Here is a 22,523-nt window from a genome sequence, read left to right as displayed (position 1 = left end):
AAAGCTGCCAGTATTATGGCAGCAGTAAAATCATTTTTGTAGTGATTTATAATATTGACCTTTTTCAACATACTGCGTACGAATACGCTCCATATCTTTACGGTCTTCTTCTGTTAATTCACGAATGACTTTCGCGGGACGACCGAAAGCTAACGTGTTTGGTGGAATTTTCTTTCCTTGTGAAACGAGGCTTCCAGCGCCGATAAAAGCTCCTTCACCAATTTCAGCACCATCTAATATAATGGATCCCATTCCAATTAAAGCATCCTTTTTAATATGACAGCTATGTAAAATAACTTGATGCCCAACTGTAACATCATCTTCTAAAATAAGAGGATATTGAGGGCTTTGGTGGAGTGTACATTGGTCTTGTACATTTACTCGGTCTCCAATTATTGTTGGTGACACATCACCACGGATGACTGTATTAAACCAAATACTTGATTCCTCGCCAACGGAAACGTCGCCTGTAATCGTAACATAGTCAGCGATAAAAGCACTACTCGCAATTTTCGGATTTTTTTCTTTGTAAGGATATATCATGTAAAGTCTTCCTTTCCTAGAGACTAGTTTTAGTGTATCAAATTATGAGAAAGAGTGAAATGGAGGAGGTCCGTATGTGGAATTATGAAGCAGAGGAAGCAAAAGCTGTCATTGTTATTGTGCACGGCGCAATGGAATATCACGGACGTTACGAAGCCGTTGCGGAAATGTGGAATCATATCGGCTACCACGTCGTGATGGGGGACCTTCCGTCACATGGAACAACTTCAAGAAATAGAGGACATATTGATTCATTTGATGAATACATAGAAGAAGTTAAATTATGGGTGAAAGAAGCAAGAAAGTATAGATTACCTATTTTTCTATTCGGTCATAGTATGGGTGGTCTTATTGTCATTCGTATGATGCAAGAAACGAAGAGAGAAGATGTAGAGGGTATTATTTTGAGTTCGCCTTGTTTAGGGGTAGTGACTGGACCCTCTGCTCCGCTTCAATTTGCTTCAAAAATATTAAATGTTGTGGCTCCAAAATTGCAATTTGCAACGAATCTTACGGTGGAAATGTCAACAAGGAATCATGAAGTGAGAGATGCAATGGAGAATGATTCATTGTTCTTGCGCAAAGTATCAGTACGTTGGTATAGTGAATTGATTAAGTCTATCGAAATTGCTCATAAAAAAATAGACGATTTTCCAGACGTTCCGCTCTTGCTAATGCAAGCATGTGAGGATAAACTTGTAGATAAAACACGTGTCCGCATGTGGTTTGATAATGTTAAAATAGGTGATAAGGCATATAAAGAATGGCCGAATTGTTATCACGAGTTATTAAATGAGTATGAGCGTGATGAAATTTTGAATTATATTCAGTCATTTACTGAAATACATGTCAATAATATAGTAAAAACAAACAAATAAATCATTATTTGTACATTTAATAGAGGAGATGAAGGAAGAAGTGAACGTACCGAGTAATCCCATAACGCTCATGGCGAAAGTATACCGTGATGTGTTTCCGGTTGTACACCATGAGCTAGCGATGTGGAAAGAGCGTGCCTACCATATTCCGAATGATGAGCTTCATAGTCAGGCAATCGCAAGTATTGAGCATAAAACGTTTCATTGTGAGGGTGGTGGCATTTTATCGCTGCTAGCAAATGAACACCGAGAGGAATGTATTCGTTTTATCGTAGCGTATCAAACAATCAGTGACTATCTAGATAATTTATGTGATCGCAGTACATCACTTGATCCGAATGATTTTGCCGCGCTACATGAATCAATGTTAATGGCACTATCACCTGAAGTGGAAGGTGGCGGTAATTATTATCGTTACCGTGATGATCAAGATGATGGTGGTTATTTAGATGAACTTGTTGAAACGTGCCAAGATGTTTTAAAGAAAACGAAGCACTATGACAAAATTGCTCCTGTTCTTCATGAACTTGCTTGTTATTATTGTGATTTACAAATTCATAAACACGTGAAGTTAGAAGAGAGAGAACCGCGCCTGAAAACATGGTTTGAAGCACATAAAGAAAACTTACCTGAGATGAGCTGGTTTGAATTTTCAGCATGTGCCGGTTCTACGCTTGGAATTTTCTGCCTTGTAGCATATGCATTTCATGATGAATTACATGATGAAGATATTGCGAAAATTAGACAAGGATACTTTCCTTACGTACAAGGACTTCATATCTTACTTGATTATTTCATCGATCAAGAAGAAGACCGCATAGGCGGAGATTTGAATTTCTGTAGTTATTATGAAAACGAGCAAGCTATATTAGATCGTATGAAACACTTTGTAGAAGAAGCAGAGAAGAGCATTGGTGATTTGCCTCATGCGAAGTTTCATCGTCTTATAAGCCGAGGATTACTTGGTATTTATTTATCAGATCAAAAAGTATCAGCACAAAAGAATATGCACAAAATGGCACGGCGCATTGTAAAGTACGGAGGCCTCACTTCAAGATTCTTCTATTGGAACGGGAAGATGTACCGAAAGAAAATGGCGCAGTGATGAAGAAAACCACTCATGTAGAGTGGTTTTCTTTGTTATAATATGGTAAAGGTGGTGGTGGAAATGAAGCCATTGTTTCAAAAGCTATATGACAATATTGAAGTAACATTACTTGTGCTACTTTCCATTTCATTTGTAACTGGAATGTATATGATGATGAATAAAACCGGCGGTCCTACAACGATGGATTATGTAACTCAAATTATCATTGCATTGATTATTATAGTAGATATTGTTTTTTTAATAAGTGGTAGAAAAAAAGAGAACAGTAAATAAAAAGCATTTGTACACGATGGTACAAATGCTTTTTCATTATGATCGTATTTTTAAAAATACATATATGAGAAGTTCAATTGCAAAAATAACTAAAACAGATAGTCCAAATAAAGGCATGACAGCGCCTAGTATTACCATCATGATAAAGAAAACGAATATACTTTTCTTATCTCTTTGCTTTGGAGGTGCTGCTAATTTTCCTTTTGGCTTTCTTGCTAACCACATTTTTACTCCGTAATAAATAAGAAGTAATAGAGATAATGTCGTTAGTAAGCATAATATTTTATTTGGCCATCCGAATAAATGTCCTTCATGAAGCGGGATACCGTAAGTGAACCATTGTGCAAGTACTCCATAATCACGGTAGTCCGTTTTTGAAATGAGTTCCCCGCTATATTGATCAAAGTAAGCTGTTATCTCTTCACTTGGTGCAACATGCATCCCTGTAATACCAGAACCGCTCGATTTTGAAACAGTGAATACACCTTTCGGATCAGCTGGTAGTGAAATAACATATGGCTTCTTTATTTCAATTCCTTTTTGTAATTCATCGACAGAAATTGCTTTCGGTTCATTTGAATTCGATTCAGGAGGAGCTTCTTTTCTTGTTGCCCACGGCAATTCTTTTACCTTTGATTCAGGCGGTGCCATGTACAATTTTGGATATCCGAGTGATTCATTAGAAGATGCAATTTTATAAATTTGGTTCCCCATAAATCCTGACCATGGCAATCCAGATGCGATTAGCAGAAAGAGAGGAATTGTAAATATAATACCGATAATAGAATGACGTCTTTTTGCTTTTTCTCGCTTATTGGATGAGGGTGTGTTTTTGAATTGGCGTATACTCATGTACAATCCGGTTACGATTAAAAAGATTGTCCAGCATGCTGCAAGTTCTACAGTATAGTTGACGACAGTGCCACCAACTAAAAGAGAACTATGCAATTCCCTCATTATATTGGCAAACGTTTCACTTGCGTTTTGATCCCCAACAATTTGATTATTACTGTCTAAATACACATATTTTTGTTGCCCAGTATACTCATTTGCAATTGTAAGTCTCGTATTATAATCCCCATTAAACTCACTAATTTTCGCCACGCTATAATGTGGATATTTTTTCTCTGTTAAGGAAATAGAATCAGCCATCGAAATAGATTCTGTTTGAGCGCTCTTTCCAAAATATAAATCTTTATAGATGAAATCTTCAACTTCCTCCCGAAATAAATACCCAATTCCGCTCAGTGACAAAGTAATAAGAAGCGGCGTAATAAAAAGTCCAGCATAAAAATGCCAACGCCAAAAAATGTAATGAAGCGAACGATTTTGTTTCATACTTTCAGTTCCCCTAACCTTCCCTATATGAATAACTACTTATTTAATATAGCGAGATTAAGTGTGATTACTTTGAAAGAATTGTGAAGAAAGTTAAAAGTTTTTAGGGTTTTCAACGTTTATAAATGTTTCTTCTTATTTGATAAATACATTTCAACAACCGCTTCAGCAAGATATTGAGAGGAATCAACAAAATCCTCATTCGCCACCACATTCAAATCGGTACACGCGATAATTGCAGTATCTACTTCATCTCTCAGTTGTAAAACGAGCGCATTCCACAATTCGCGAGCTTCTTCAATCTCTCCAGATTTAATGTAAGTAATAATTTGATTAATGCTTTCCTGCCATTTTTCATGATGAATGTATTCTATATTACGCTTTGCAATCCCATCTTGGTAAATCCTAGCTTGAACAGTTGCTTCTGTTGCGAGAAGAGCGACTCTTTTTGTATTTTCAGGAATTGCTTGTAACGTTTCATCGACTATATTTAAAATCGGGATAGAAAGCGAACGCTGTAATTCTTCAAAATAAAGATGCGCCGTATTACACGGCATAGCAATAAAGCTTGCGCCAGTACTTTCAAGTTTTTGTGCTCCGTCAATAATTGCTTTTTTCATCGCTTCGTGATCAATAGGGCGATCCATGTAAAACGGTGTTGGGCACGAGTAAATCATCATATGAGGAAAGTCCATATCATACTTTGCTCCGTATATTGTTTGGCACCTTGCTACAACTGTATCGACGAATGGTCCAGTTGATTTTGGACCCATTCCTGCTAGTATTCCGATCATTGTTTCGTCTCCTTTAAGAATGTATATATCCATTATATAGGAGAATAAAAAAAGACGTGCAGTGAATGCACGTCTTTTTTTGTTATGTTTTGTCGAACAATCGATATATCCGAGAAATCGTTGATATATTGTAAGTTATGATAGATATATCGAAAAAATCGTTGATATATCCCGAGTTACGATAGATATAATTGAAAAATCGTTGATATATTATCGTTTCTCAATCGCCACAATAAATGGCGGGTTGTTTTGTTGGTTAATGAAGCCGTATTGCAGTACGTGTGCTTGTTTTTGGTCTAATTCTTCGGCAAATTTAAGTACAGCGTCGCGTTCTACTTGTCCTTCTGGATGTCCGTGGTAAATGACAAGGACGATGATACCTTCAGGCGCCATTACTTCTAATAATTGCTCGATCGCCGAGATTGTTGAGTTCGGTTTTGTGACGATATGTTTGTCTCCGCCAGGAAGGTAACCTAAGTTGAAAATTGCACCTGTTATTTTTCCTTGTGCGTCTTCCGGTAATACGGATAGAAGTGTATCGTGACTATCGTGAACTAAAACAGTACGTTCGAAAAGTTTTTTTTCTTTTAGACGAGTTGTTGAGCTTTCAATCGCCTCTTTTTGAATATCAAATCCAAATACTTTTCCGTTATCTCCAACGATTTCAGCTAGGAAGCAAGTGTCATGGCCGTTTCCTAAAGTTGCATCTACAGCGTAATCGCCTTCTTTTACTGCCGTTTGCAGAAGCGAGCGAGCAAACGGTAATACACGTTCTAATTTCATTTTTGTTTCTCCTCATTTGCATATTTTCCTTGCCAGCTTCCGCGGCGTACAAATTCTGCATCGATGGAATTTAATACTTCCCATTTATTTAAGCTCCACATTGGACCGATCATTAAATCAGGCGGACCGTCACCTGTGATGCGGTGCACAATTACGTCTTCTGGAATAATTTCAAGTTGGTCAACAACGAGGCTTACGTAATCCTCAAGAGAAAGGAACTCGAGTTGTCCTTTTTCATATTGCTTCACCATTGGCGTTCCTTTTAATAAGTGAAGTAAGTGGATTTTAATTCCTTGTACGTCAAGCTTCGCTACTTCACGAGCTGTTTCCATCATCATGTCGTAATCTTCAAGTGGAAGGCCGTTAATAATATGAGAACAAACTCGAATGCCGTGCTTACGTAATTTATTTACACCTTCCACATAAGACGGATAATCGTGAGCGCGATTAATAAGATTTGCAGTACGTTCATGAACAGTCTGTAGTCCGAGTTCAACCCAAAGGTAAGTGCGTTTATTTAAGTCCGCTAAATATTCAACAACATCGTCCGGTAAACAATCTGGACGAGTCGCAATAGAAAGACCGACAACGTCTTTTTCTGCTAGAAGCGGTTCGAATTTTTCTTTTAACACTTCAAGTGGTGCATGTGTATTTGTGTACGCCTGGAAATAAGCGATACATTTTCCGTCTTTCCACTTTGAGCGCATTTTTTCTTTCATTTCATGATATTGCGTTATAACATCGTCGCGGCGATCGCCAGCGAAGTCACCAGATCCAGCAGCACTGCAAAATGTACAACCGCCATAAGCAACTGTACCGTCACGGTTCGGGCAATCAAAGCCAGCATCTAATGAAACTTTAAAGATTTTTTCACCAAATTCATTTCGTAAATGATAATTCCATGTATGATAACGTTTATTGTCGTTTGTATATGGAAAAGGGTTTTGAACCTTCATTACTTTCCCTCCTAAGCCGAGTCAAAATAACACAAAATCCATTATAACATACTCATAAGGTTCATAAGGAAGGGACACACTAAAGGGGAATTGAAGCAAGGAGGGACAATTATGGCAGAGCGTCAATCACTTGAATCGTATATTACACAAGCGGAACAAGCGGTGGAATATGCGAAAGAACAATTAGATCAAGGTATGAGACAAGAGCATTATAATACGATGGAGTATTCGGATGCGCAGTTGCAATTAGAACAAGCATATAACGATTTACAAACGATGCAACAACATGCGAATGATGAGCAACGTGAGCAATTAAATAGAGCACGTATGGCAATTCGCCAATTGCAACATCAAATGATTATTACACCGCACTAATAAGGAGTGAATGTAATGGCGAAACGTTCAGATCAAAATAACCCAGAGCAAAAAACACAAAATGGACATAACGCTGAGTTTTCGAATGAACTTGATCCGATTGTTCAAGTAAAACAGCGTAATAGTAAAAAAGGACAACCTCAAAAATCAAAACAATCAGAGTAAACCAGGTCGAAATATGACCTGGTTTTATTTTGCTATATGACAATAATGTAAGATTTATGTAAGGTTTGTCGATAGTTGTGAGCAGCTTTCTCCAGTAGAGTAAGGAAGGATTAAATTTTATACAAGGAGTTGCTTTATGGGGAACAATATTACAAACAAGCGAATTGATGAGTTAGATTACATTCGTGGCTTTGCACTACTGGGAATTATTTTAGTAAATATTCTCGCATTACTGAACATTAAAATTCCAGATCCTAATACAGTGGATGCTAGCTATCAAAGATTTTTATACTTATTTGTAGAAGGTCGTTTCTTCTCAATCTTCTCATTCTTATTTGGAGTGGGATTCTATATCTTTATTTCAAGAGCGATTGCGAAAGGGAAAAATGGCTATGTTTTATTTTTACGTCGCTTAGTAGCATTATTTATTTTTGGTTTAATTCATCAAATGTTTCAGCCTGGAGAAGCACTAGCGTTATACGCAATTTGTGGGTTAATCGTTTTACCGTTTTATAAAGCGAAAAAAGAAGTGAATGTAGTAATTGGTCTTATTCTTACGATAGCTTTTAGTATTATGGCAGCTAAGGAATTATTACCATTAGGGTTAATTTTATTAGGTCTTGCTGCGGGGCAGTATAAAGTATTTGAAAATCTTTCAGCAAAAATTAAACAAGTCGCTATTTTTACAGGAATTATGTTTGTTTTAAGTGTTGTCGCGTTATGGTATCAATATGGACACGTTCCTGCCGAACCATTTGTAAATATGATGCTCATGAATGAGGATGGAACAGTGGACGCTGCAGGTCAATTCTTAAAAATTGGCATTACAGTTGGACCAATTATTTCAGCTTTCTATGTAGGAGCATTAATTTTATTACTTCAGTTAAAACCAGTTCAAACATTATTAGCACCATTGAAATACTACGGTCGTATGGCTTTAACAAATTATATCGGACAAACTGCAATGATTTTAATCGCAGGAAGTGTATTTAACTTTGCAGGAAATTTAACTTATATGCAGACGTTATATGTATGTATTGCAATTTACGCAATTCAAATTGTATGTAGCGTAATTTGGATGAAAATCTTTAAAATGGGTCCATTAGAATGGATTTGGCGTGTTATTACGTACTGGACGGTAACACCTTTAAAGAAATAAAGAGAGAAGTGGGCTGTTCCTTTTGTGGAGCAGCCCATTTTTTATTTTCAGCTTTTGTAGTTGCGCCGATATATTTGAAAAATCGCCGATATAATTTCATTTACCGATTCAATATGTCACTAATATTTAAAGTAGTAAAAGCCAAACTTACAAGCACACCTTTTTTATATTACAAAAGTGTAAGGTAAATGTAATGTTAACAAATAGCAGTTCGCCTCTAAAAAGCGCAAAATAGGTAATGGAAAAACAAGCGTAGGAGGATATATATGACGAAACCAGTTGTAGACGTGAAAAACGTCCAAAAAGTGTACGGTAAAAAAGGTGAGAACCAATCACATGCGTTAAAAGGTGTTTCATTCTCAATTCAAGAGGGTGAGTTTGTTGGGATTATGGGACCATCTGGTTCTGGTAAAACGACATTATTAAACGTAATTTCAACACTTGATAAAGCAACGGGCGGCGTTGTTGAAATTGCGGGTACGGATATTACGAAAATGAAGCAAGGTGAACTTTCTGATTTCCGTTCACAAAAATTAGGATTCATTTTCCAAGACTTTAACTTATTAGAGAACTTATCTATTTATGAAAACATCGCACTTCCATTATCTCTTCAAGGTGTCGCGTCACGTAATATTGGACCGAAAGTAGAAAAAGTAGCGGATATGTTAGGGATTACAGAAATACTTCAAAAGTATCCATCTGAAGTATCTGGTGGACAGAAACAACGTTCAGCAGCAGCGCGTGCACTTGTGCATGAGCCGGCAATTATTTTAGGGGACGAGCCAACAGGAGCGCTTGATTCTAAAAATGCAACGAGTTTACTTGATGCGATGACAAACTTAAATAAAGATCAAGGCGTATCGATTATGATGGTTACGCATGATCCATATAGTGCAAGTTACTGTCAGCGTATTTTATTCATTCAAGATGGTGAGCTATATAAAGAAATTCATCGCGGTGGTATGCGTGAAGAGTTCTACAAAGAAATTTTAGATGTACTTGCAGATTTAGGTACACAAAAGGCGTAAGAAAGGAGGTTCCAGTATGTTATTTAAACTTTCCATGTCGGGGCTGAAAAGTAAGCTGAAAGATTATATCGTCTTACTTGTTGGTCTTGTCATGTCGATTTCAATTTTTTACATGTTCCAAACGTTAGCACTGAATAAAGCATTTTTAGAATCTAATTCAGTGATTAAATCTATTGGATTCGTATTCCAAGCAGGATCATTTTTATTAGCAATTATAACGTTCTTCTACATTTTATATGCAAACTCTTTCTTATTATCTCTTCGTCAAAAAGAGTTCGGTATGTATATGATGTTAGGTGCGAAAAAACATAAAGTTACATTACTTATGTTTATTGAAACAATCGTATTAGGTGCTGCGTCTCTTGCAATCGGGATTGCAGTTGGAGTAGGACTTGCAGAAGGTATTGGACAGTTATTAATGAAACAGCTTGAATTTGCTGGTGAAGGGTATAAAGCATTTTATCTACCATCTATGACTGTTACTTGCATCTTCTTCTTTGCACTATTTGTATTATCAGCAATTATGAACAGTATTAAATTGTCACGTATTTCTGTATTGCAACTAGTACATGCAGATGCACAAACAGAGCGTGTTGCAGTAAAAGGTAAAAAGACAGTTGTAGTGGCATTCCTTGCTGTTATTTTATTAGGTATAGGTTATGCATCTATGATCTATATGGAAAAACTAAAAGAGATGGGAATCCTTATTGCATTAATTACAACGACAGCTGGTACTTACATGCTATTTGGCTCACTTCTTCCAGTCATTATTAAAAAGTTAAAAAGTAATAAAAAGCGTAGTGAAAAAGGACTTAATGCTTTTACATTTGCACAATTAAACTTCCGAATTAATAGTTTAACGAAAGTACTTGCAACAGTGGCAATGTTAGTTGCACTTGGAGCTGGTGCAATTTCAGGTGGCATGGCATTTAAAAATAACGTTATCAAAATGGTAGATGGTTTAGTAATATATGATTCAGTAGTTCATAATCCAACAGCTGAAGAAAAGAAAATTTTAGATGGTATTACATTTAAAGAGAAAAGCGAATATCGTTATAAAGTTGATGATAAATACGTTTACTATTTAAAAGAAGATTTAGAGAAAAATCGTCCTTTAGTAAAAGATATGGCAAAGATGAAGTCGATGAAGGATTTAGTAAATACTAAGAAGGCTTCACAGGAATTACCAGTAGGCGCAGTTTCTAGAGAAATGAATGAAAAAGATGCGAACGCTAAAGAACTTTCAGTGGAATGGATAGATGCTTTTAGTACAATCCATCCATATTATTTATACAATGATCATGCAATTAAAATTGTAGATCAAAAAATGTATGATGGGATGAATGGTAAAGAAGGTATAGCATTTATCGGAAAAACAGATGATTTTTTAACATATAAAAAAGAATGGAAAAAACTTGACGAGTTGCAGCTAGATAAATATAAAAATGTAAAAGCTGAACAAATGGATAGTAAATATCAAGCTTATAGTGGGTTCTATGGCATTGCGAGTGGAACAGTATTTATGGGATTCTTCCTTGGAATTGCGTTCTTAGCAATGATGGCAAGCTGTCTTATGTTTAAAATTCTTTCTGGTGCATCAAAAGATATTACGCGTTATCAAATGCTTCGTAAAATCGGTGTGCGCCGTGAGTTATTAACGAAATCGATTTATAAAGAGTTATTCTTAGTATTCTTATTCCCAGCAATTGTGGGTATCGCTCACGTATTAGTTGGTATGAATATTTTCGGATTTATTTTAATCGATCCGTACTTCCGTATTTGGGTACCAATCGTAATTTTCGTAGTTATTTATGCGATGTATTACTTCATTACAGTTCAATTGTATAAAGGAATTGTTCTTCCGAAAGAAGATTAATAATAAAAACCGAGCAAAAACGCTCGGTTTTTATTATTTTCAGAAAAACCACTTTAATGTTACTGAAATATATAATATAATGTAAATAAGTAACGTAATATAAAAGTAGGAGCAGCTGGGTAAGGAAAGGAGGAATCCAATCTGTAGAAAAAAGCTGAACTTTTACCCCCATTTCTTTTCTAACCACAACGTATTTGTACAATCGTAAATTTCCAAATTGAAAATTGCTTGGGTCACAAAAGTATATTGTGAAAATAATGGATAACACATGGAAATCTCATAGCATGATAAGGTAAAATGGACAACATAATGAGAAAATTACCGTTCATAAGATGAGGAGAATACATGTATGGAAGTTGTAGAGGCATTAAAAGATATAAGCCAAATTGAGGCTATGAAAAAATATTTAAAAGAGCACTCCCAGCGAGATTATCTTTTATTTGTTATTGGAATTAACACAGGATTAAAAATTACAGAACTACTTAGCATGAAATTTGAAGATGTATTAAATGAAGACGGGACTGTTAAAGAGTTTTATGCTCTTCCTGTGAAAGATGAAAAATTTAAACAAGATATTTATTTAAATACAAAAGTAAAAGAAGCGCTTTTAGATTACGTACAATCTATTGGCGTTAAAAGAGAAAATTACGTATTTCAATCTAATAAAACGCCAAATTCAATTACGCGCCAACAAGCGTATCGTGTAATTCATAATGCTGCAGAAGCAGTTGGAGTTGTTGGTAAAATCGGAACGAATTCAATGCGAAAAACGTTCGGATTTCATGCGTACAAAAGAGGGATAGCGATTGCGCTATTGCAAAAACATTTTCATCACGCGACTCCATCAGAGACACTAAAGTATTTAGGTATCTCAAAGGATGAGACCTTTAAAACGGAGATTGATGTCGATTTATAAAAGCCGTAACTAAAAAATTAGGAGGCGGAAAATATGAATATTAGAGAGAGTGAACTGCCGGGTATTGGATGTAAGTTTGAAGTGATTACAAAAGGTAATGAAAAGATGGTTATCGTTATTCATGATGATGGCCGAAGAGAAATGTACCATTTTGATGCTGATCATGAAGAGAGTATTTCAAGTGTCTCTCTTCGTGATTCTGAAGCGAGACAAATTGCAGCTATATTGGGCGGAATGGTATATAGGCCACAAGCTTTAGATACGATTGAAATGGCTTTTGAGGGATTATCAATTGAGTGGTTTAAGGTGGAAAATAATGCACCAGTTGTACAAAAAACAATTGGTAGTTTACATGTTCGAAACACATATAACGTAACGATTATTGCCATTTTGAAAAAGAATATGAAGAAGTTCTTTAATCCAGGCCCAGATTCTATCATTGAAGCTGGCGATATGCTCGTATTATCAGGCGAAAGACATGAAGTAAAAAGAATTATTAATGAGTTGCTTTCAGTAGGAGGGGATTCATAATCGATGGATACTTTAATCTTTGAAGTTGGAACTGCGTTAGTATTAGTCGCTTTTGCAGCTATTCTCGCTGCAAAGTTAAAGTTCTCGATTATTCCGTTTCTCATTATACTCGGTATGCTAGTGGGACCACATGCCCCAGATTTAGGGCTTATCGATTTAAGATTTATTGAAAGTGGAGAAGTTATTTCCTTCCTCGGCCGTGTTGGCGTTATATTCCTCTTATTCTATTTAGGCTTAGAATTCTCAATTAAAAAATTAATTAAATCAGGAAAATCAATTGCTTTTGGGGGAACTGTTCATATATCGCTTAATTTTATATTAGGTTTACTTTACGGATATATAATGGGTTTCCCCTTATTAGAAACATTAATTATTGCTGGGATCATAACAATTTCATCGAGTGCAATTGTTGCGAAAGTAATTGTTGATTTAAGAAGATCTGGTAATAAAGAGACGGAGCTAATTTTAGGAATCATTATGTTTGATGATATCTTTTTAGCGGTATATTTATCAGTCGTTTCAGGATTAGTACTCGGAGGGGCAACGTCATTTGTAGGTGCTCTTACATCTATTTTAATCGCAGTAGGGTATATGCTACTATTCTTTGTAGTTGCTAGAAAAGCTACACGATTCTTAAATAAAATGTTAGATATTTCGTCCAATGAAATTTTTATTATCGTAATATTCGCTATTTTATTCTTTGTAGCAGGATTTTCAGAAACGATTCATGTTGCAGAGGCAATTGGAGCATTATTACTAGGACTCGTTTTTTCTGAAACAGAGCATAGTGATCGAATTGAACAGCTTGTCGTTCCGTTTCGTGATTTCTTTGGAGCTATATTCTTTTTCAGCTTCGGTTTAAGTATAGACCCATTTTCACTTGGCGGAGCAGTGTGGTTGGCATTAGGAGCAGTTTTCATTACTCTTATCGGTAATTTTACTGCTGGAATGGTTGCGGGGCGTAAAGCTGGGTTATCGCATAAGGCTTCTACGAATATCGGTTTAACACTTGTATCACGCGGAGAATTTTCCATTATCGTCGCGAATATTGGAATTGCGGGCGGCTTAATGGCAACGATTAAACCATTCTCAGCTTTGTATGTTTTAATATTAGCATCGTTAGGACCTTTGTTAACGAAAGAATCTGGGAGAATATATTCCTTACTAGATAAAATATTTAAATGGAGCGCTAAAGAAAGTGCGAAGCGAGAAAAAGAAGTTGGATAGTACAAATAAGGGTAGACTGCATGAAAATTTCATGCAGTCTACCCTTTTATATATTGTTACTGTCGTCGTTTTTTGTCGGTAAGTCGATATAATTGAAAAATCGCTGATATATTTTGAGTTGCGGTCGATATATTTCCAAAATCGCTGATATATTTTCAAGCAGGGATAAATATAATTTCATTTACCGATAAACCATTATCTGAATTTCATCAACTATTAATCAGTTGCCTTCCTATTTAAAAACGACTACAATTTTACTGTTATATATATGAACGAAAAAAATAGAATAGGAGGGGAAACTATGCCAAGGAAAGTATGGCTATTAGTAGCTGGGATGATTATTAATGTCACGGGTGCTTCTTTTTTATGGCCTTTTAATACAATTTATTTGCATGATCACCTAGGCAAATCTTTATCTGTGGCTGGAATGGTATTAATGATCAACTCGCTTACTGGTGTAATCGGAAACTTGCTCGGCGGTGTTTTATTTGATAAATGGGGCGGTTATAAATCAATTTTAGTAGGGATTGTCATTACACTTGTATCGATTTTAGGTCTTGTGTTCTTCCACGGTTGGCCGTTATATGTTGTGTGGCTAGCGTTAATCGGCTTCGGTTCTGGGATGGTCTTCCCATCGATGTACGCGATGGTTGGTACGGTTTGGCCAGAGGGCGGAAGACGAGCGTTTAATGCGATGTACGTTGGACAAAACGTTGGTATTGCGATTGGAACAGCGTGCGGTGGTTTAGTTGCTTCATATCGTTTTGATTATATTTTCTTAGCGAACTTTATTTTATACTTTGTTTTCTTCTTAATTGCTTTTATTGGATTCCGTGGTATGGAAGACAAGAAAGAGCCAGGAGTGCAAAAAGAAGTCGAGACGAAAAAAGGTTGGTCACTTACACCTGGATTCAAAGCACTTCTTATCGTATGTGTAGCATATGCTTTATGCTGGGTTACATACGTACAGTGGCAAGGAGCGATTGCAACACATATGCAAGAATTGAATATTAGCCTTCGCCACTATAGTTTATTATGGACGATAAACGGAGCGATGATCGTTTGTGCGCAGCCGTTAGTTAGTATGTTAATTCGCTGGATGAAGCGTTCTTTAAAGCAACAAATTATGATTGGAATTTTCATTTTTGCGGCGTCATTCATTGTGTTAAGTCAAGCGCAGCAATTTACGATGTTCCTCATTGCGATGGTAACATTAACAATTGGTGAGTTATTTGTATGGCCTGCGGTTCCAACGATTGCAAATATACTTGCACCAAAAGATAAATTAGGGTTTTATCAAGGGGTCGTAAATAGTGCGGCGACTGTAGGGAAAATGTTCGGGCCGGTCGTTGGCGGAGCAATTGTGGATTTATACAATATGGAAGTATTGTTTATAGCAATCATGGTAATGCTTGTAGTAGCGCTTATAGCAACGAGTATTTATGATAAACGAGTAAAAGTAGAAGAAACAGTTGAAGAAAAAATTGCAGTTTAGTTTGACGGAACATGTTCACATGTTTTAGAATATATTTAAATAAAACAACCTTTAGAACAAGGGAGATAGCTCGGCTGTCTTAAGATGAATTCGTTAGTTATTAAGAGTAACGATTAACCGAGAAGTCCTCGCTTTAAGTAAGCTCTTAAGAGATACTAGGTGAAGGATAGTTCACTTAACTTATATGTGTAATAACAGTGAGAAGGAGTAGTAGTAATAGAAGCTGGTTTAGAGAGTTGACGGTCGGTGCAAGTCAATCCACGTTTCGTTATGAACTCGCCTTTGAGTTGCAGTTGTGAAACTAATAGTAGCAATTGCCGTTAATCCACGTTACGGATCTAAGCGAATGTATATTTTTACATTAATTTAGGGTGGTACCGCGGGAATCTATAACCTCTCGTCCCTTTCTAGGGATGAGAGGTTTTTTGTATTTTGGGCGGTGAAAATAAATAGAATTTCAAGGAGGGTATCTCATGAGCTTTAATCATCAAGATATTGAGAAGAAGTGGCAAGGGTACTGGGAAGAGAATAAAACATTCCGTACGCCAGATGAGACAGAAAAACCAAAATTTTATGCACTAGATATGTTCCCATATCCATCAGGTGCAGGCCTACACGTAGGACATCCAGAAGGTTATACAGCGACAGATATTTTATCTCGTATGAAGCGTATGCAAGGGTATAACGTTCTTCATCCAATGGGATGGGATGCATTTGGTCTTCCAGCAGAGCAATATGCACTTGACACTGGAAACAGCCCAGCTGAATTTACAGAGCATAATATTAATACGTTCCGTAACCAAATTAAATCATTAGGTTTCTCTTATGATTGGGACCGTGAAGTAAATACAACAGATCCAAACTACTATAAGTGGACACAATGGATCTTCTTAAAACTATTTGAAAAAGGCTTAGCTTACGTTGATGAAGTACCTGTAAACTGGTGTCCAGCACTTGGTACAGTACTTGCAAACGAAGAAATCATTGACGGTAAGAGTGAGCGTGGTGGACATCCAGTTGAGCGTCGTCCGATGAGACAGTGGATGTTAAAAATTACAGCTTACGGAGATCGTCTATTAGAAGATCTAGATGAGCTTGATTGGCCTGAAAGTTTAAAAGATATGCAACGTAACTGGATCGGTCGTTCTGAAGGTGCAGAAGTACACTTCAACATCGACGGTACAGATGAGAAGTTCACAGTTTTCACAACGCGTCCTGATACACTATTTGGTGCAACATATTGTGTACTTGCTCCGGAACATGCACTTGTTGCAGAAATTACAACAGCAGAACAAAAAGAAGCGGTAGAAGCTTACATTAACGCTGTAAAAATGAAGAGTGACCTAGAGCGTACAGAACTTGCGAAAGAAAAAACTGGTGTATTCACTGGTGCTTACGCAGTTAACCCAGTAAACGGTGAGAAATTACCAATCTGGATTGCTGACTATGTTCTTGCAACTTACGGAACAGGTGCTGTAATGGCAGTTCCAGCTCACGATGAGCGTGATTATGAATTCGCATCAGTATTTAATCTTCCAATGAAGGAAGTTGTAAAAGGCGGAGATATTACGAAAGAAGTGTACACAGGTGATGGTGCACACGTAAACTCAGCATTCCTTGATGGATTAAATAAAGAAGAAGCAATCGCAAAAATGATTGAATGGCTTGAAGTAACGAGCGCAGGAAATCAAAAAGTAACGTACCGTCTACGTGACTGGTTATTCAGCCGTCAACGTTACTGGGGTGAGCCAATTCCAGTAATTCACTGGGAAGATGGTACAATGACAGCTGTGAAAGAAGAGGAATTACCATTAGTTCTTCCGAAAACAGAAAACATCCGTCCTTCAGGTACAGGTGAATCACCACTTGCTAACATTGACGAGTGGGTAAATGTTGTTGATCCTGAGACTGGTAAAAAAGGTCGTCGTGAAACAAATACAATGCCGCAATGGGCTGGTAGCTGTTGGTATTACCTACGTTACATCGATCCAAACAATAGCGAAGCACTTGTAGATTCTGAAAAAGTAAAACAATGGCTTCCAGTTGATATTTATATCGGTGGTGCAGAGCACGCTGTACTTCACTTACTATATGCTCGTTTCTGGCATAAAGTATTATACGATATCGGTGTAGTTCCAACGAAAGAACCGTTCCAACAATTATTCAACCAAGGTATGATTCTAGGTGAAAACAACGAGAAAATGAGTAAATCAAAAGGTAACGTTGTAAACCCTGATGATATCGTAGCAAGCCACGGTGCAGATACACTTCGTCTATACGAAATGTTCATGGGACCATTAGATGCTTCAATTGCTTGGTCTGAAAATGGTCTTGACGGAGCTCGTCGTTTCCTAGACCGCGTATGGCGTCTATTCGTTCAAGATAACGGTGAATTAAGTGAGAAAATTACTGACGCACCAAATAAAGAGCTTGAAAAAGCTTACCATCAAACAGTGAAGAAAGTAACAGAAGACTATGCAGAGCTTCGCTTCAACACAGCGATTTCTCAAATGATGGTATTCATCAACGATGCATACAAAGCTGAAACACTTCCAAGAGAATATGTAGAAGGTTTCGTAAAAATGATTGCACCAGTTGCACCTCATATCGGGGAAGAGCTATGGAGCAAACTTGGATACAATGAAACAATCACATATGCAAGCTGGCCAACATTTGATGAGTCTAAACTTGTAGAAGATGAAGTTGAAATCGTTGTTCAAGTTATGGGTAAAGTTCGCGCAAAACTAACAATGAGTAAAGACGCATCAAAAGAAGAAATGGAACAACTTGCACTTGAAGCAATTCAAGACCAAATTGAAGGGAAAACAGTTCGTAAAGTAATTGTTGTTCCTGGAAAACTTGTTAACGTTGTTGCAAACTAATTTATTCTAAATGAAAGCTCAGAGTATTTATACTCTGAGCTTTTTTGTGTAAAAAATAATCTTTGGATCACTTTTATATAAGTTTTTAATTTATAAAGAAGTTTACTTTAAAGGCGTTTTGCATCTTTTCCTTTAATTTGTTTGTTGAGGAATTCTTATAAAGACAAACACCTATTCTTCACTAGGAAATATGATAAAAAAGGTAGGTAAAATTGAGCAGAAGAGGTGAAAGGAATGAAAGGGATGGACAATAATGCACCACATGGTTTCTTCGGGGGTGGATCGGATAGTTATGAACAAATGATGTTAATGGGAGGAGGACAACAAGGATACGGTGGAATTCCGAGCTGGATGGGTGGAGCAGCAGGAGGATTTCCAACATCGGTAGCTGGCATGCAAACTGGAATGCCTACATTAATGGGAGGATTTTCGACATCAGGGGCTGGAATGCCTACAGTAACAGGAGGATTTCCAACATCAGTAGCTGGCGTACAGACAGGAATTCCAGTAGGGGGACCAACTACATTTCCTTCTTTCGTTGGAGGAGTGCAGACAGGATTCCCTGTACCGGGAGTAGGTGTAGTGGCAGGAGGAGTAGGTGGTTATCCACAGGGTGTTCACGATCATCATGTACATCACCATCACCAAGGCCACCACGGTCATCATGTACATCACCACCACCAAGGCCACCAAGGCCATCATGGTCATCATCACCATCAAGGCCAACAAGGCCACCACGGTCATCATCACCATCAAGGTCACCAAGGCCATCATGGTCATCATCACCATCAAGGTCACCAAGGCCATCATGGTCATCACCAACAACAAGTACATCATCAAGGTCACCACCACATTCATCCGCAAGCTGTTCTTTATCAAACTCACCAAGGCCAACATGGTCACCATGGACATCACCACCAAGGCCAACATCATGGACACCAAGGTCACCACCATCACCAAGGTCATCAAGGTCATCATGGGCACCAAGGCCAACACGGTCATCATGGGCACCAAGGCCAACATCATGGACACCAAGGTCAACAGCACCAACATCATCAACAATATCAGCAATATCAACAACAGCAACAATCTTCTCCTTGGACAGGTGGAATTGGAGCAGGAGGAGCAGGGGCAGCAGCAGGAGCAGCTAGTATTAGTGGAGCAGCAGGACACGCAGGGCACGTGGGTCATTAATGATTGGCAGAAAAAAAGCCATAATAAAAAACTGCTAGGAAATCCTAGCAGTTTTTTTCAGCTTCTTGACGCTGACGTTCAATTTCAGCACGAAGTTGTGGTTCCGGTGCTTGCCAGCCTTCTGGCTTTAGAATCTTACCGTCGCCTTCACGGAATCGAGGCTTCCCATCAGGGAATAGTTTTGCCATGTTGGCGTTGTTTACAATTTCGAATCCTTTATCTGGACGTACGCCCATTTCTGCAAACGTTCCGAATGCAAAGTAAATAAGGTCAATCAGTGCATCGTATTGATCTTCAACAGTCGTTGCCTCTAGAAATTCTTCTAGTTCTTCCTGCATAAAACTTGCACGGATTTTTGCACGCTCTTCTGTTAATTTTGTTGGAGTATTTGTCACAGGATGTCCGAATACTTCATGCATTTTCGCAACAAGTTCGTATCCTTTATCTAAACCTTTTTCGTTTGTCATGTTGTTTCATCCTTTCTTACGTTATGCCGAAGTTTATTGTAACATAAGGTGATTATGAAATGAAAAGAACATCTTATCGAAATAAGATGTTCGCTCGTTATTCTTCTTTTTTTATTAAAAGCGATGAAATAAGATCGATGCCAAAAATACCGACGAGTAACATTGGTATAACGACAAGCAAGTAACGTGTGAAGGAAACATTTTTTAAGTATGTATGAGCAAATAAAAAGACGCCGAGAAATAAAATACCATTTAAAATAGGCTTTACTAATTTTTTAGACATAAGCTCCCCCATAAATATCTTCTCTCTCTATTTGATAATAAAAAACTCCTCTCTCCGTTGTATCATGCTGGAGAGAGGAGTTCAATCATTTCTCATTCAATGACACCAGAATTTGTAATATTTACGGTGTATTTTATATGAACCGGAACATCTTTATACATTTGTCTCCATTCTTCTAATTTGAATGGGCGATAATGTTGTTTATACTTTGCACCTAGTCCGAGAGGATCGACGCCTAAAGATTTAAATTGCTTAATTAACTTAGCAGCTTGTTTATCTAATTGTTTTTGGACATCTTTTTCAATGTTTTTTGTGTTCTTGTTATTTTCTAAGTTAATTTGTTTTGATAGTTCTTGAATACGTGCGTCAAGACGAACGTGAATGAAAAAAGAAGGCTTTCCGTTTTTAATTTTTATATCGTAAGTTGGAACAGAACGAATATTATTAATCATTACGTACGCAGAATCTGTTTTAAATTCATGTGAATCTAATTTATGTTTCTCTAATAGTCCTTTAAATATGAACATATCTTTTTCCGCAATTTTACCGATATATTTATCCTTTTTAAAAAGGCCAATTCCGGTAATTTTTATTTTATCACCATGCTTCTTTAGAATGGGAATATAGTAGTCTTTTCCTTCTTGATAATAGCGAAATGCTCCTATATGTAGATTATCCGCTGGTAAAGGTCCGGTCTCCATGTTATGTTCTAGCAATTTTTTTATATAAATTGCAACGTTGTATGAAGTCGAATATTTGCCTTTTAAAAGTTCAGTACCATTCCCATCTAATAAAGCAGCATATAAAGCGTTCCCTATATTCACATCTCGGAGTAATGTATCGAATGAAGTAGACATTCCTGTTTTGGCAAGTCTTATCGTATATAGAGCGACACGCATTTGTCCACTAGCAAAAGGTTGAGAAGACTCTAAAGATGTGTCTGCTTTTACTTGTTTTACCGCATTTGCACTGCCTTCAAAAACTTGAACTTTATTTCCTTTTTTTTGAATGGGACAAACGAATGTCACTTTTACTTTATTATCTTTTGCGACATCAAAAACGCTTCCTTGAATAAGTTGTACATCATCGATAATATTTTTTTGTAAACATCCAATTAGACTGAAGAATGTTATACAAGAAATAAGTATTAATTTGCTTGTGCTTTTGATTTTTTCCATTTTCTTTTCACCCACACAATAATAAATAGGATTGGGATGTATACATAAATGAGCCAAAAACTAACTTTTGATACATTACTAATAAAGTTATTAATATCGTGTCTGTTTGTTAAAAGTTGCGAAACAATGAGAGTGATAAAGATAAAAGCAATTAAAACACCCCTTTGTTTTACACGGAATATTTCATGAGTTCCTCTCATTGACGCCCATAAAGGGAGGATAAAACTTGAAATAATAACGAGTGCATAGCCTGAAATTGCAATATATTCGAGTCTTTCTATAAATGGTAATTGAATGACTTGGGTCATAGAAAGTTGTGCCCATATTGTTTTTAACAATTGCTTCTCACTAAAAAATGCAAAGGCTAAAAGGGTACTAAATAGATATAGAAGATTTGAAAATAGTGCTCCAAGCTGAGCGTATTTATGAGATTGCATAGGCTTTTTCACAAATGGATACACCATGAGGTAAATCTCAAAACCGGTCATACTGTAGATTGACAGTTGAGCGGATTTTAAAATGTCTGAAAAAGAATGTGTGAATATAGGTAGTAAATTATCCCAATGTGAATATTTCAAAACGAATAAGCTTAGAAATAAATATCCTAATGTACCACCAACAGAGATGACGCAAATACCGGTAATTACACGAAATCCAGAAGAGATAATGTAATAGCTAACTAAGCATAAAAAGAGTGTTAACATAAAGGTGGAAGCGGTAGGAAACATCCATACTTGAATAATTTCAACATATGTTCGGATGACTGAAATACTAACGATTAAAAAATAAGCCATAAAGATGATGCTAATGCTATTTCCTAGCCATTTTCCAAATGTTTGCCGATGTAAATCAACTAAATTCCCATTTGTTTCTTTTAATAAGACATACATCATCCATATAATAATATGGATGAAAATTCCCGTGATTATAACTCCCATCCAGCCGTCGTATCCAGCGGCTTTTGCGATAATTCGAGCGAATCCGAGAACTCCAGCACCGAACTGTGCACCGTGAATTAAGAAGAAAACAAAGACAGGAGATATTTGATATTTTTCTTGAACTTTACTCATCGAA

The 22,523-nt window shown here is 36.9% G+C and carries 23 protein-coding genes and 1 other annotated feature; of the genes, 14 read left to right on the top strand and 9 right to left on the bottom strand.

Annotated features, from left to right (window positions below; all coding sequences use genetic code 11):
- Positions 1-30 precede the first annotated feature (30 nt).
- Complete coding sequence (locus AC1Q51_RS11045; protein WP_000640208.1) at positions 31-543, bottom strand: gamma carbonic anhydrase; 513 nt, start codon at positions 541-543, stop codon at positions 31-33.
- 74 nt (positions 544-617) lie between these two features.
- Here AC1Q51_RS11045 and AC1Q51_RS11040 point away from each other — a divergent pair, with 74 nt between their 5' ends.
- Genes AC1Q51_RS11040 through AC1Q51_RS11030 form a run of 3 tightly spaced genes read left to right on the top strand, consistent with a single transcriptional unit; the run spans position 618 to position 2,802 of the window.
- Positions 618-1,421: an alpha/beta hydrolase gene (locus AC1Q51_RS11040; protein ID WP_025118653.1), complete on the top strand. Its 804-nt coding sequence runs from the start codon at positions 618-620 to the stop codon at positions 1,419-1,421.
- Positions 1,422-1,461: 40 nt separating this feature from the next.
- On the top strand, positions 1,462-2,526 hold the full coding sequence (locus AC1Q51_RS11035) for a tetraprenyl-beta-curcumene synthase family protein (protein ID WP_001102475.1): 1,065 nt from the start codon (positions 1,462-1,464) through the stop codon (positions 2,524-2,526).
- Positions 2,527-2,568: 42 nt separating this feature from the next.
- On the top strand, positions 2,569-2,802 hold the full coding sequence (locus AC1Q51_RS11030) for a hypothetical protein (RefSeq protein WP_492331499.1): 234 nt from the start codon (positions 2,569-2,571) through the stop codon (positions 2,800-2,802).
- 36 nt (positions 2,803-2,838) lie between these two features.
- On the opposite strand, the gene AC1Q51_RS11025 is transcribed toward AC1Q51_RS11030, so the two are convergent.
- The 4 genes from AC1Q51_RS11025 to mnmL all read right to left on the bottom strand — a co-directional run bounded on the left by AC1Q51_RS11025 (position 2,839) and on the right by mnmL (position 6,673).
- On the bottom strand, positions 2,839-4,140 hold the full coding sequence (locus AC1Q51_RS11025; RefSeq protein WP_492331498.1) for a PepSY-associated TM helix domain-containing protein: 1,302 nt from the start codon (positions 4,138-4,140) through the stop codon (positions 2,839-2,841).
- Between the two features lie 119 nt (positions 4,141-4,259).
- Positions 4,260-4,934 (bottom strand): aspartate/glutamate racemase family protein, encoded by a 675-nt coding sequence (locus tag AC1Q51_RS11020; RefSeq protein WP_090976843.1) that lies wholly within the window; start codon positions 4,932-4,934, stop codon positions 4,260-4,262.
- 210 nt (positions 4,935-5,144) lie between these two features.
- Entirely contained in the window at positions 5,145-5,717 is a 573-nt protein-coding gene (mnmM, locus tag AC1Q51_RS11015) for a tRNA 5-(aminomethyl)-2-thiouridylate-methyltransferase MnmM (RefSeq protein ID WP_090976844.1), read from the bottom strand.
- A complete protein-coding gene (gene mnmL / locus AC1Q51_RS11010) occupies positions 5,714-6,673 on the bottom strand; it encodes a tRNA modification radical SAM protein MnmL/YtqA (RefSeq protein WP_000868033.1) in 960 nt (319 codons plus the stop codon). The genes mnmM and mnmL overlap by 4 nt, the downstream gene beginning before the upstream one ends.
- Before the next feature lie 111 nt (positions 6,674-6,784).
- Between mnmL and AC1Q51_RS11005 the strand changes: the two genes are divergently transcribed.
- The 11 genes from AC1Q51_RS11005 (at position 6,785) to AC1Q51_RS10955 (ending at position 19,521) form a co-directional block, all read left to right on the top strand.
- Positions 6,785-7,048, top strand: coding sequence for a YtzC family protein (locus tag AC1Q51_RS11005; protein WP_000840869.1), 264 nt, complete (start codon positions 6,785-6,787; stop codon positions 7,046-7,048).
- Between the two features lie 15 nt (positions 7,049-7,063).
- A complete protein-coding gene (locus tag AC1Q51_RS11000; protein ID WP_001129340.1) occupies positions 7,064-7,213 on the top strand; it encodes a hypothetical protein in 150 nt (49 codons plus the stop codon).
- Positions 7,214-7,349: 136 nt separating this feature from the next.
- The gene (locus AC1Q51_RS10995) at positions 7,350-8,372 is read left to right on the top strand and encodes a DUF418 domain-containing protein (protein WP_000527713.1); all 1,023 of its coding nucleotides are present in this window, start codon (positions 7,350-7,352) and stop codon (positions 8,370-8,372) included.
- Positions 8,373-8,638: 266 nt separating this feature from the next.
- Complete coding sequence (locus tag AC1Q51_RS10990; RefSeq protein WP_000165836.1) at positions 8,639-9,400, top strand: ABC transporter ATP-binding protein; 762 nt, start codon at positions 8,639-8,641, stop codon at positions 9,398-9,400.
- A 16-nt stretch (positions 9,401-9,416) separates the two neighbouring features.
- Entirely contained in the window at positions 9,417-11,276 is a 1,860-nt protein-coding gene (locus AC1Q51_RS10985; protein ID WP_199717021.1) for an FtsX-like permease family protein, read from the top strand.
- 349 nt (positions 11,277-11,625) lie between these two features.
- Positions 11,626-12,192 carry a tyrosine-type recombinase/integrase gene (locus tag AC1Q51_RS10980; RefSeq protein ID WP_000454206.1) on the top strand — a complete coding sequence of 189 codons (567 nt, stop codon included), beginning with the start codon at positions 11,626-11,628 and terminating at the stop codon, positions 12,190-12,192.
- Positions 12,193-12,225: 33 nt separating this feature from the next.
- Complete coding sequence (locus tag AC1Q51_RS10975) at positions 12,226-12,723, top strand: cation:proton antiporter regulatory subunit (protein WP_001026053.1); 498 nt, start codon at positions 12,226-12,228, stop codon at positions 12,721-12,723.
- A 3-nt stretch (positions 12,724-12,726) separates the two neighbouring features.
- Positions 12,727-13,950: a cation:proton antiporter gene (locus AC1Q51_RS10970; RefSeq protein ID WP_000380176.1), complete on the top strand. Its 1,224-nt coding sequence runs from the start codon at positions 12,727-12,729 to the stop codon at positions 13,948-13,950.
- Positions 13,951-14,251: 301 nt separating this feature from the next.
- Positions 14,252-15,445 (top strand): MDR family MFS transporter, encoded by a 1,194-nt coding sequence (locus AC1Q51_RS10965; RefSeq protein ID WP_029443455.1) that lies wholly within the window; start codon positions 14,252-14,254, stop codon positions 15,443-15,445.
- 188 nt (positions 15,446-15,633) lie between these two features.
- Positions 15,634-15,853 (top strand) — a binding site (T-box leader).
- A 65-nt stretch (positions 15,854-15,918) separates the two neighbouring features.
- Positions 15,919-18,327: a leucine--tRNA ligase gene (gene leuS / locus AC1Q51_RS10960; RefSeq protein WP_492331497.1), complete on the top strand. Its 2,409-nt coding sequence runs from the start codon at positions 15,919-15,921 to the stop codon at positions 18,325-18,327.
- Between the two features lie 234 nt (positions 18,328-18,561).
- On the top strand, positions 18,562-19,521 hold the full coding sequence (locus AC1Q51_RS10955) for a hypothetical protein (protein ID WP_098329570.1): 960 nt from the start codon (positions 18,562-18,564) through the stop codon (positions 19,519-19,521).
- Positions 19,522-19,565: 44 nt separating this feature from the next.
- On the opposite strand, the gene AC1Q51_RS10950 is transcribed toward AC1Q51_RS10955, so the two are convergent.
- From AC1Q51_RS10950 to AC1Q51_RS10935, 4 genes are all read right to left on the bottom strand, one after another.
- Positions 19,566-19,988 (bottom strand): pyrophosphohydrolase domain-containing protein, encoded by a 423-nt coding sequence (locus tag AC1Q51_RS10950; RefSeq protein WP_000180554.1) that lies wholly within the window; start codon positions 19,986-19,988, stop codon positions 19,566-19,568.
- Between the two features lie 97 nt (positions 19,989-20,085).
- The gene (locus AC1Q51_RS10945; RefSeq protein ID WP_000038781.1) at positions 20,086-20,271 is read right to left on the bottom strand and encodes a hypothetical protein; all 186 of its coding nucleotides are present in this window, start codon (positions 20,269-20,271) and stop codon (positions 20,086-20,088) included.
- A gap of 92 nt (positions 20,272-20,363) precedes the next feature.
- Entirely contained in the window at positions 20,364-21,449 is a 1,086-nt protein-coding gene (gerHC, locus tag AC1Q51_RS10940; RefSeq protein ID WP_000411387.1) for a spore germination protein GerHC, read from the bottom strand.
- A complete protein-coding gene (locus tag AC1Q51_RS10935) occupies positions 21,419-22,519 on the bottom strand; it encodes a spore germination protein (protein ID WP_492331496.1) in 1,101 nt (366 codons plus the stop codon). Before AC1Q51_RS10935 ends, gerHC begins: the two co-directional genes overlap by 31 nt.
- Positions 22,520-22,523: the final 4 nt, after the last annotated feature.

The sequence above is a fragment of the Bacillus sp. MT94 genome (assembly GCF_058792475.1).
Note: the sequence above shows the minus strand (reverse complement) of the source record. Positions and strands in the feature narration are given on the sequence as shown.

Bases quoted from the DNA above. Each gene is read 5' to 3' on its own strand.
- gerHC (WP_000411387.1), bottom strand. From the start codon at position 21,449: ATGGAAAAAATCAAAAGCACAAGCAAATTAATACTTATTTCTTGTATA.
- AC1Q51_RS10980 (WP_000454206.1), top strand. From the start codon at position 11,626: ATGGAAGTTGTAGAGGCATTAAAAGATATAAGCCAAATTGAGGCTATG.
- AC1Q51_RS10945 (WP_000038781.1), bottom strand. From the start codon at position 20,271: ATGTCTAAAAAATTAGTAAAGCCTATTTTAAATGGTATTTTATTTCTC.
- AC1Q51_RS11025 (WP_492331498.1), bottom strand. From the start codon at position 4,140: ATGAAACAAAATCGTTCGCTTCATTACATTTTTTGGCGTTGGCATTTT.
- AC1Q51_RS10970 (WP_000380176.1), top strand. From the start codon at position 12,727: ATGGATACTTTAATCTTTGAAGTTGGAACTGCGTTAGTATTAGTCGCT.
- AC1Q51_RS11020 (WP_090976843.1), bottom strand. From the start codon at position 4,934: ATGATCGGAATACTAGCAGGAATGGGTCCAAAATCAACTGGACCATTC.
- mnmM (WP_090976844.1), bottom strand. From the start codon at position 5,717: ATGAAATTAGAACGTGTATTACCGTTTGCTCGCTCGCTTCTGCAAACG.
- AC1Q51_RS11005 (WP_000840869.1), top strand. From the start codon at position 6,785: ATGGCAGAGCGTCAATCACTTGAATCGTATATTACACAAGCGGAACAA.
- AC1Q51_RS10995 (WP_000527713.1), top strand. From the start codon at position 7,350: ATGGGGAACAATATTACAAACAAGCGAATTGATGAGTTAGATTACATT.
- AC1Q51_RS11045 (WP_000640208.1), bottom strand. From the start codon at position 543: ATGATATATCCTTACAAAGAAAAAAATCCGAAAATTGCGAGTAGTGCT.
- AC1Q51_RS10985 (WP_199717021.1), top strand. From the start codon at position 9,417: ATGTTATTTAAACTTTCCATGTCGGGGCTGAAAAGTAAGCTGAAAGAT.
- AC1Q51_RS11000 (WP_001129340.1), top strand. From the start codon at position 7,064: ATGGCGAAACGTTCAGATCAAAATAACCCAGAGCAAAAAACACAAAAT.
- AC1Q51_RS10955 (WP_098329570.1), top strand. From the start codon at position 18,562: ATGAAAGGGATGGACAATAATGCACCACATGGTTTCTTCGGGGGTGGA.
- AC1Q51_RS11040 (WP_025118653.1), top strand. From the start codon at position 618: ATGTGGAATTATGAAGCAGAGGAAGCAAAAGCTGTCATTGTTATTGTG.
- AC1Q51_RS10935 (WP_492331496.1), bottom strand. From the start codon at position 22,519: ATGAGTAAAGTTCAAGAAAAATATCAAATATCTCCTGTCTTTGTTTTC.
- AC1Q51_RS10950 (WP_000180554.1), bottom strand. From the start codon at position 19,988: ATGACAAACGAAAAAGGTTTAGATAAAGGATACGAACTTGTTGCGAAA.
- mnmL (WP_000868033.1), bottom strand. From the start codon at position 6,673: ATGAAGGTTCAAAACCCTTTTCCATATACAAACGACAATAAACGTTAT.
- AC1Q51_RS10975 (WP_001026053.1), top strand. From the start codon at position 12,226: ATGAATATTAGAGAGAGTGAACTGCCGGGTATTGGATGTAAGTTTGAA.
- leuS (WP_492331497.1), top strand. From the start codon at position 15,919: ATGAGCTTTAATCATCAAGATATTGAGAAGAAGTGGCAAGGGTACTGG.
- AC1Q51_RS10965 (WP_029443455.1), top strand. From the start codon at position 14,252: ATGCCAAGGAAAGTATGGCTATTAGTAGCTGGGATGATTATTAATGTC.
- AC1Q51_RS11030 (WP_492331499.1), top strand. From the start codon at position 2,569: ATGGTAAAGGTGGTGGTGGAAATGAAGCCATTGTTTCAAAAGCTATAT.
- AC1Q51_RS10990 (WP_000165836.1), top strand. From the start codon at position 8,639: ATGACGAAACCAGTTGTAGACGTGAAAAACGTCCAAAAAGTGTACGGT.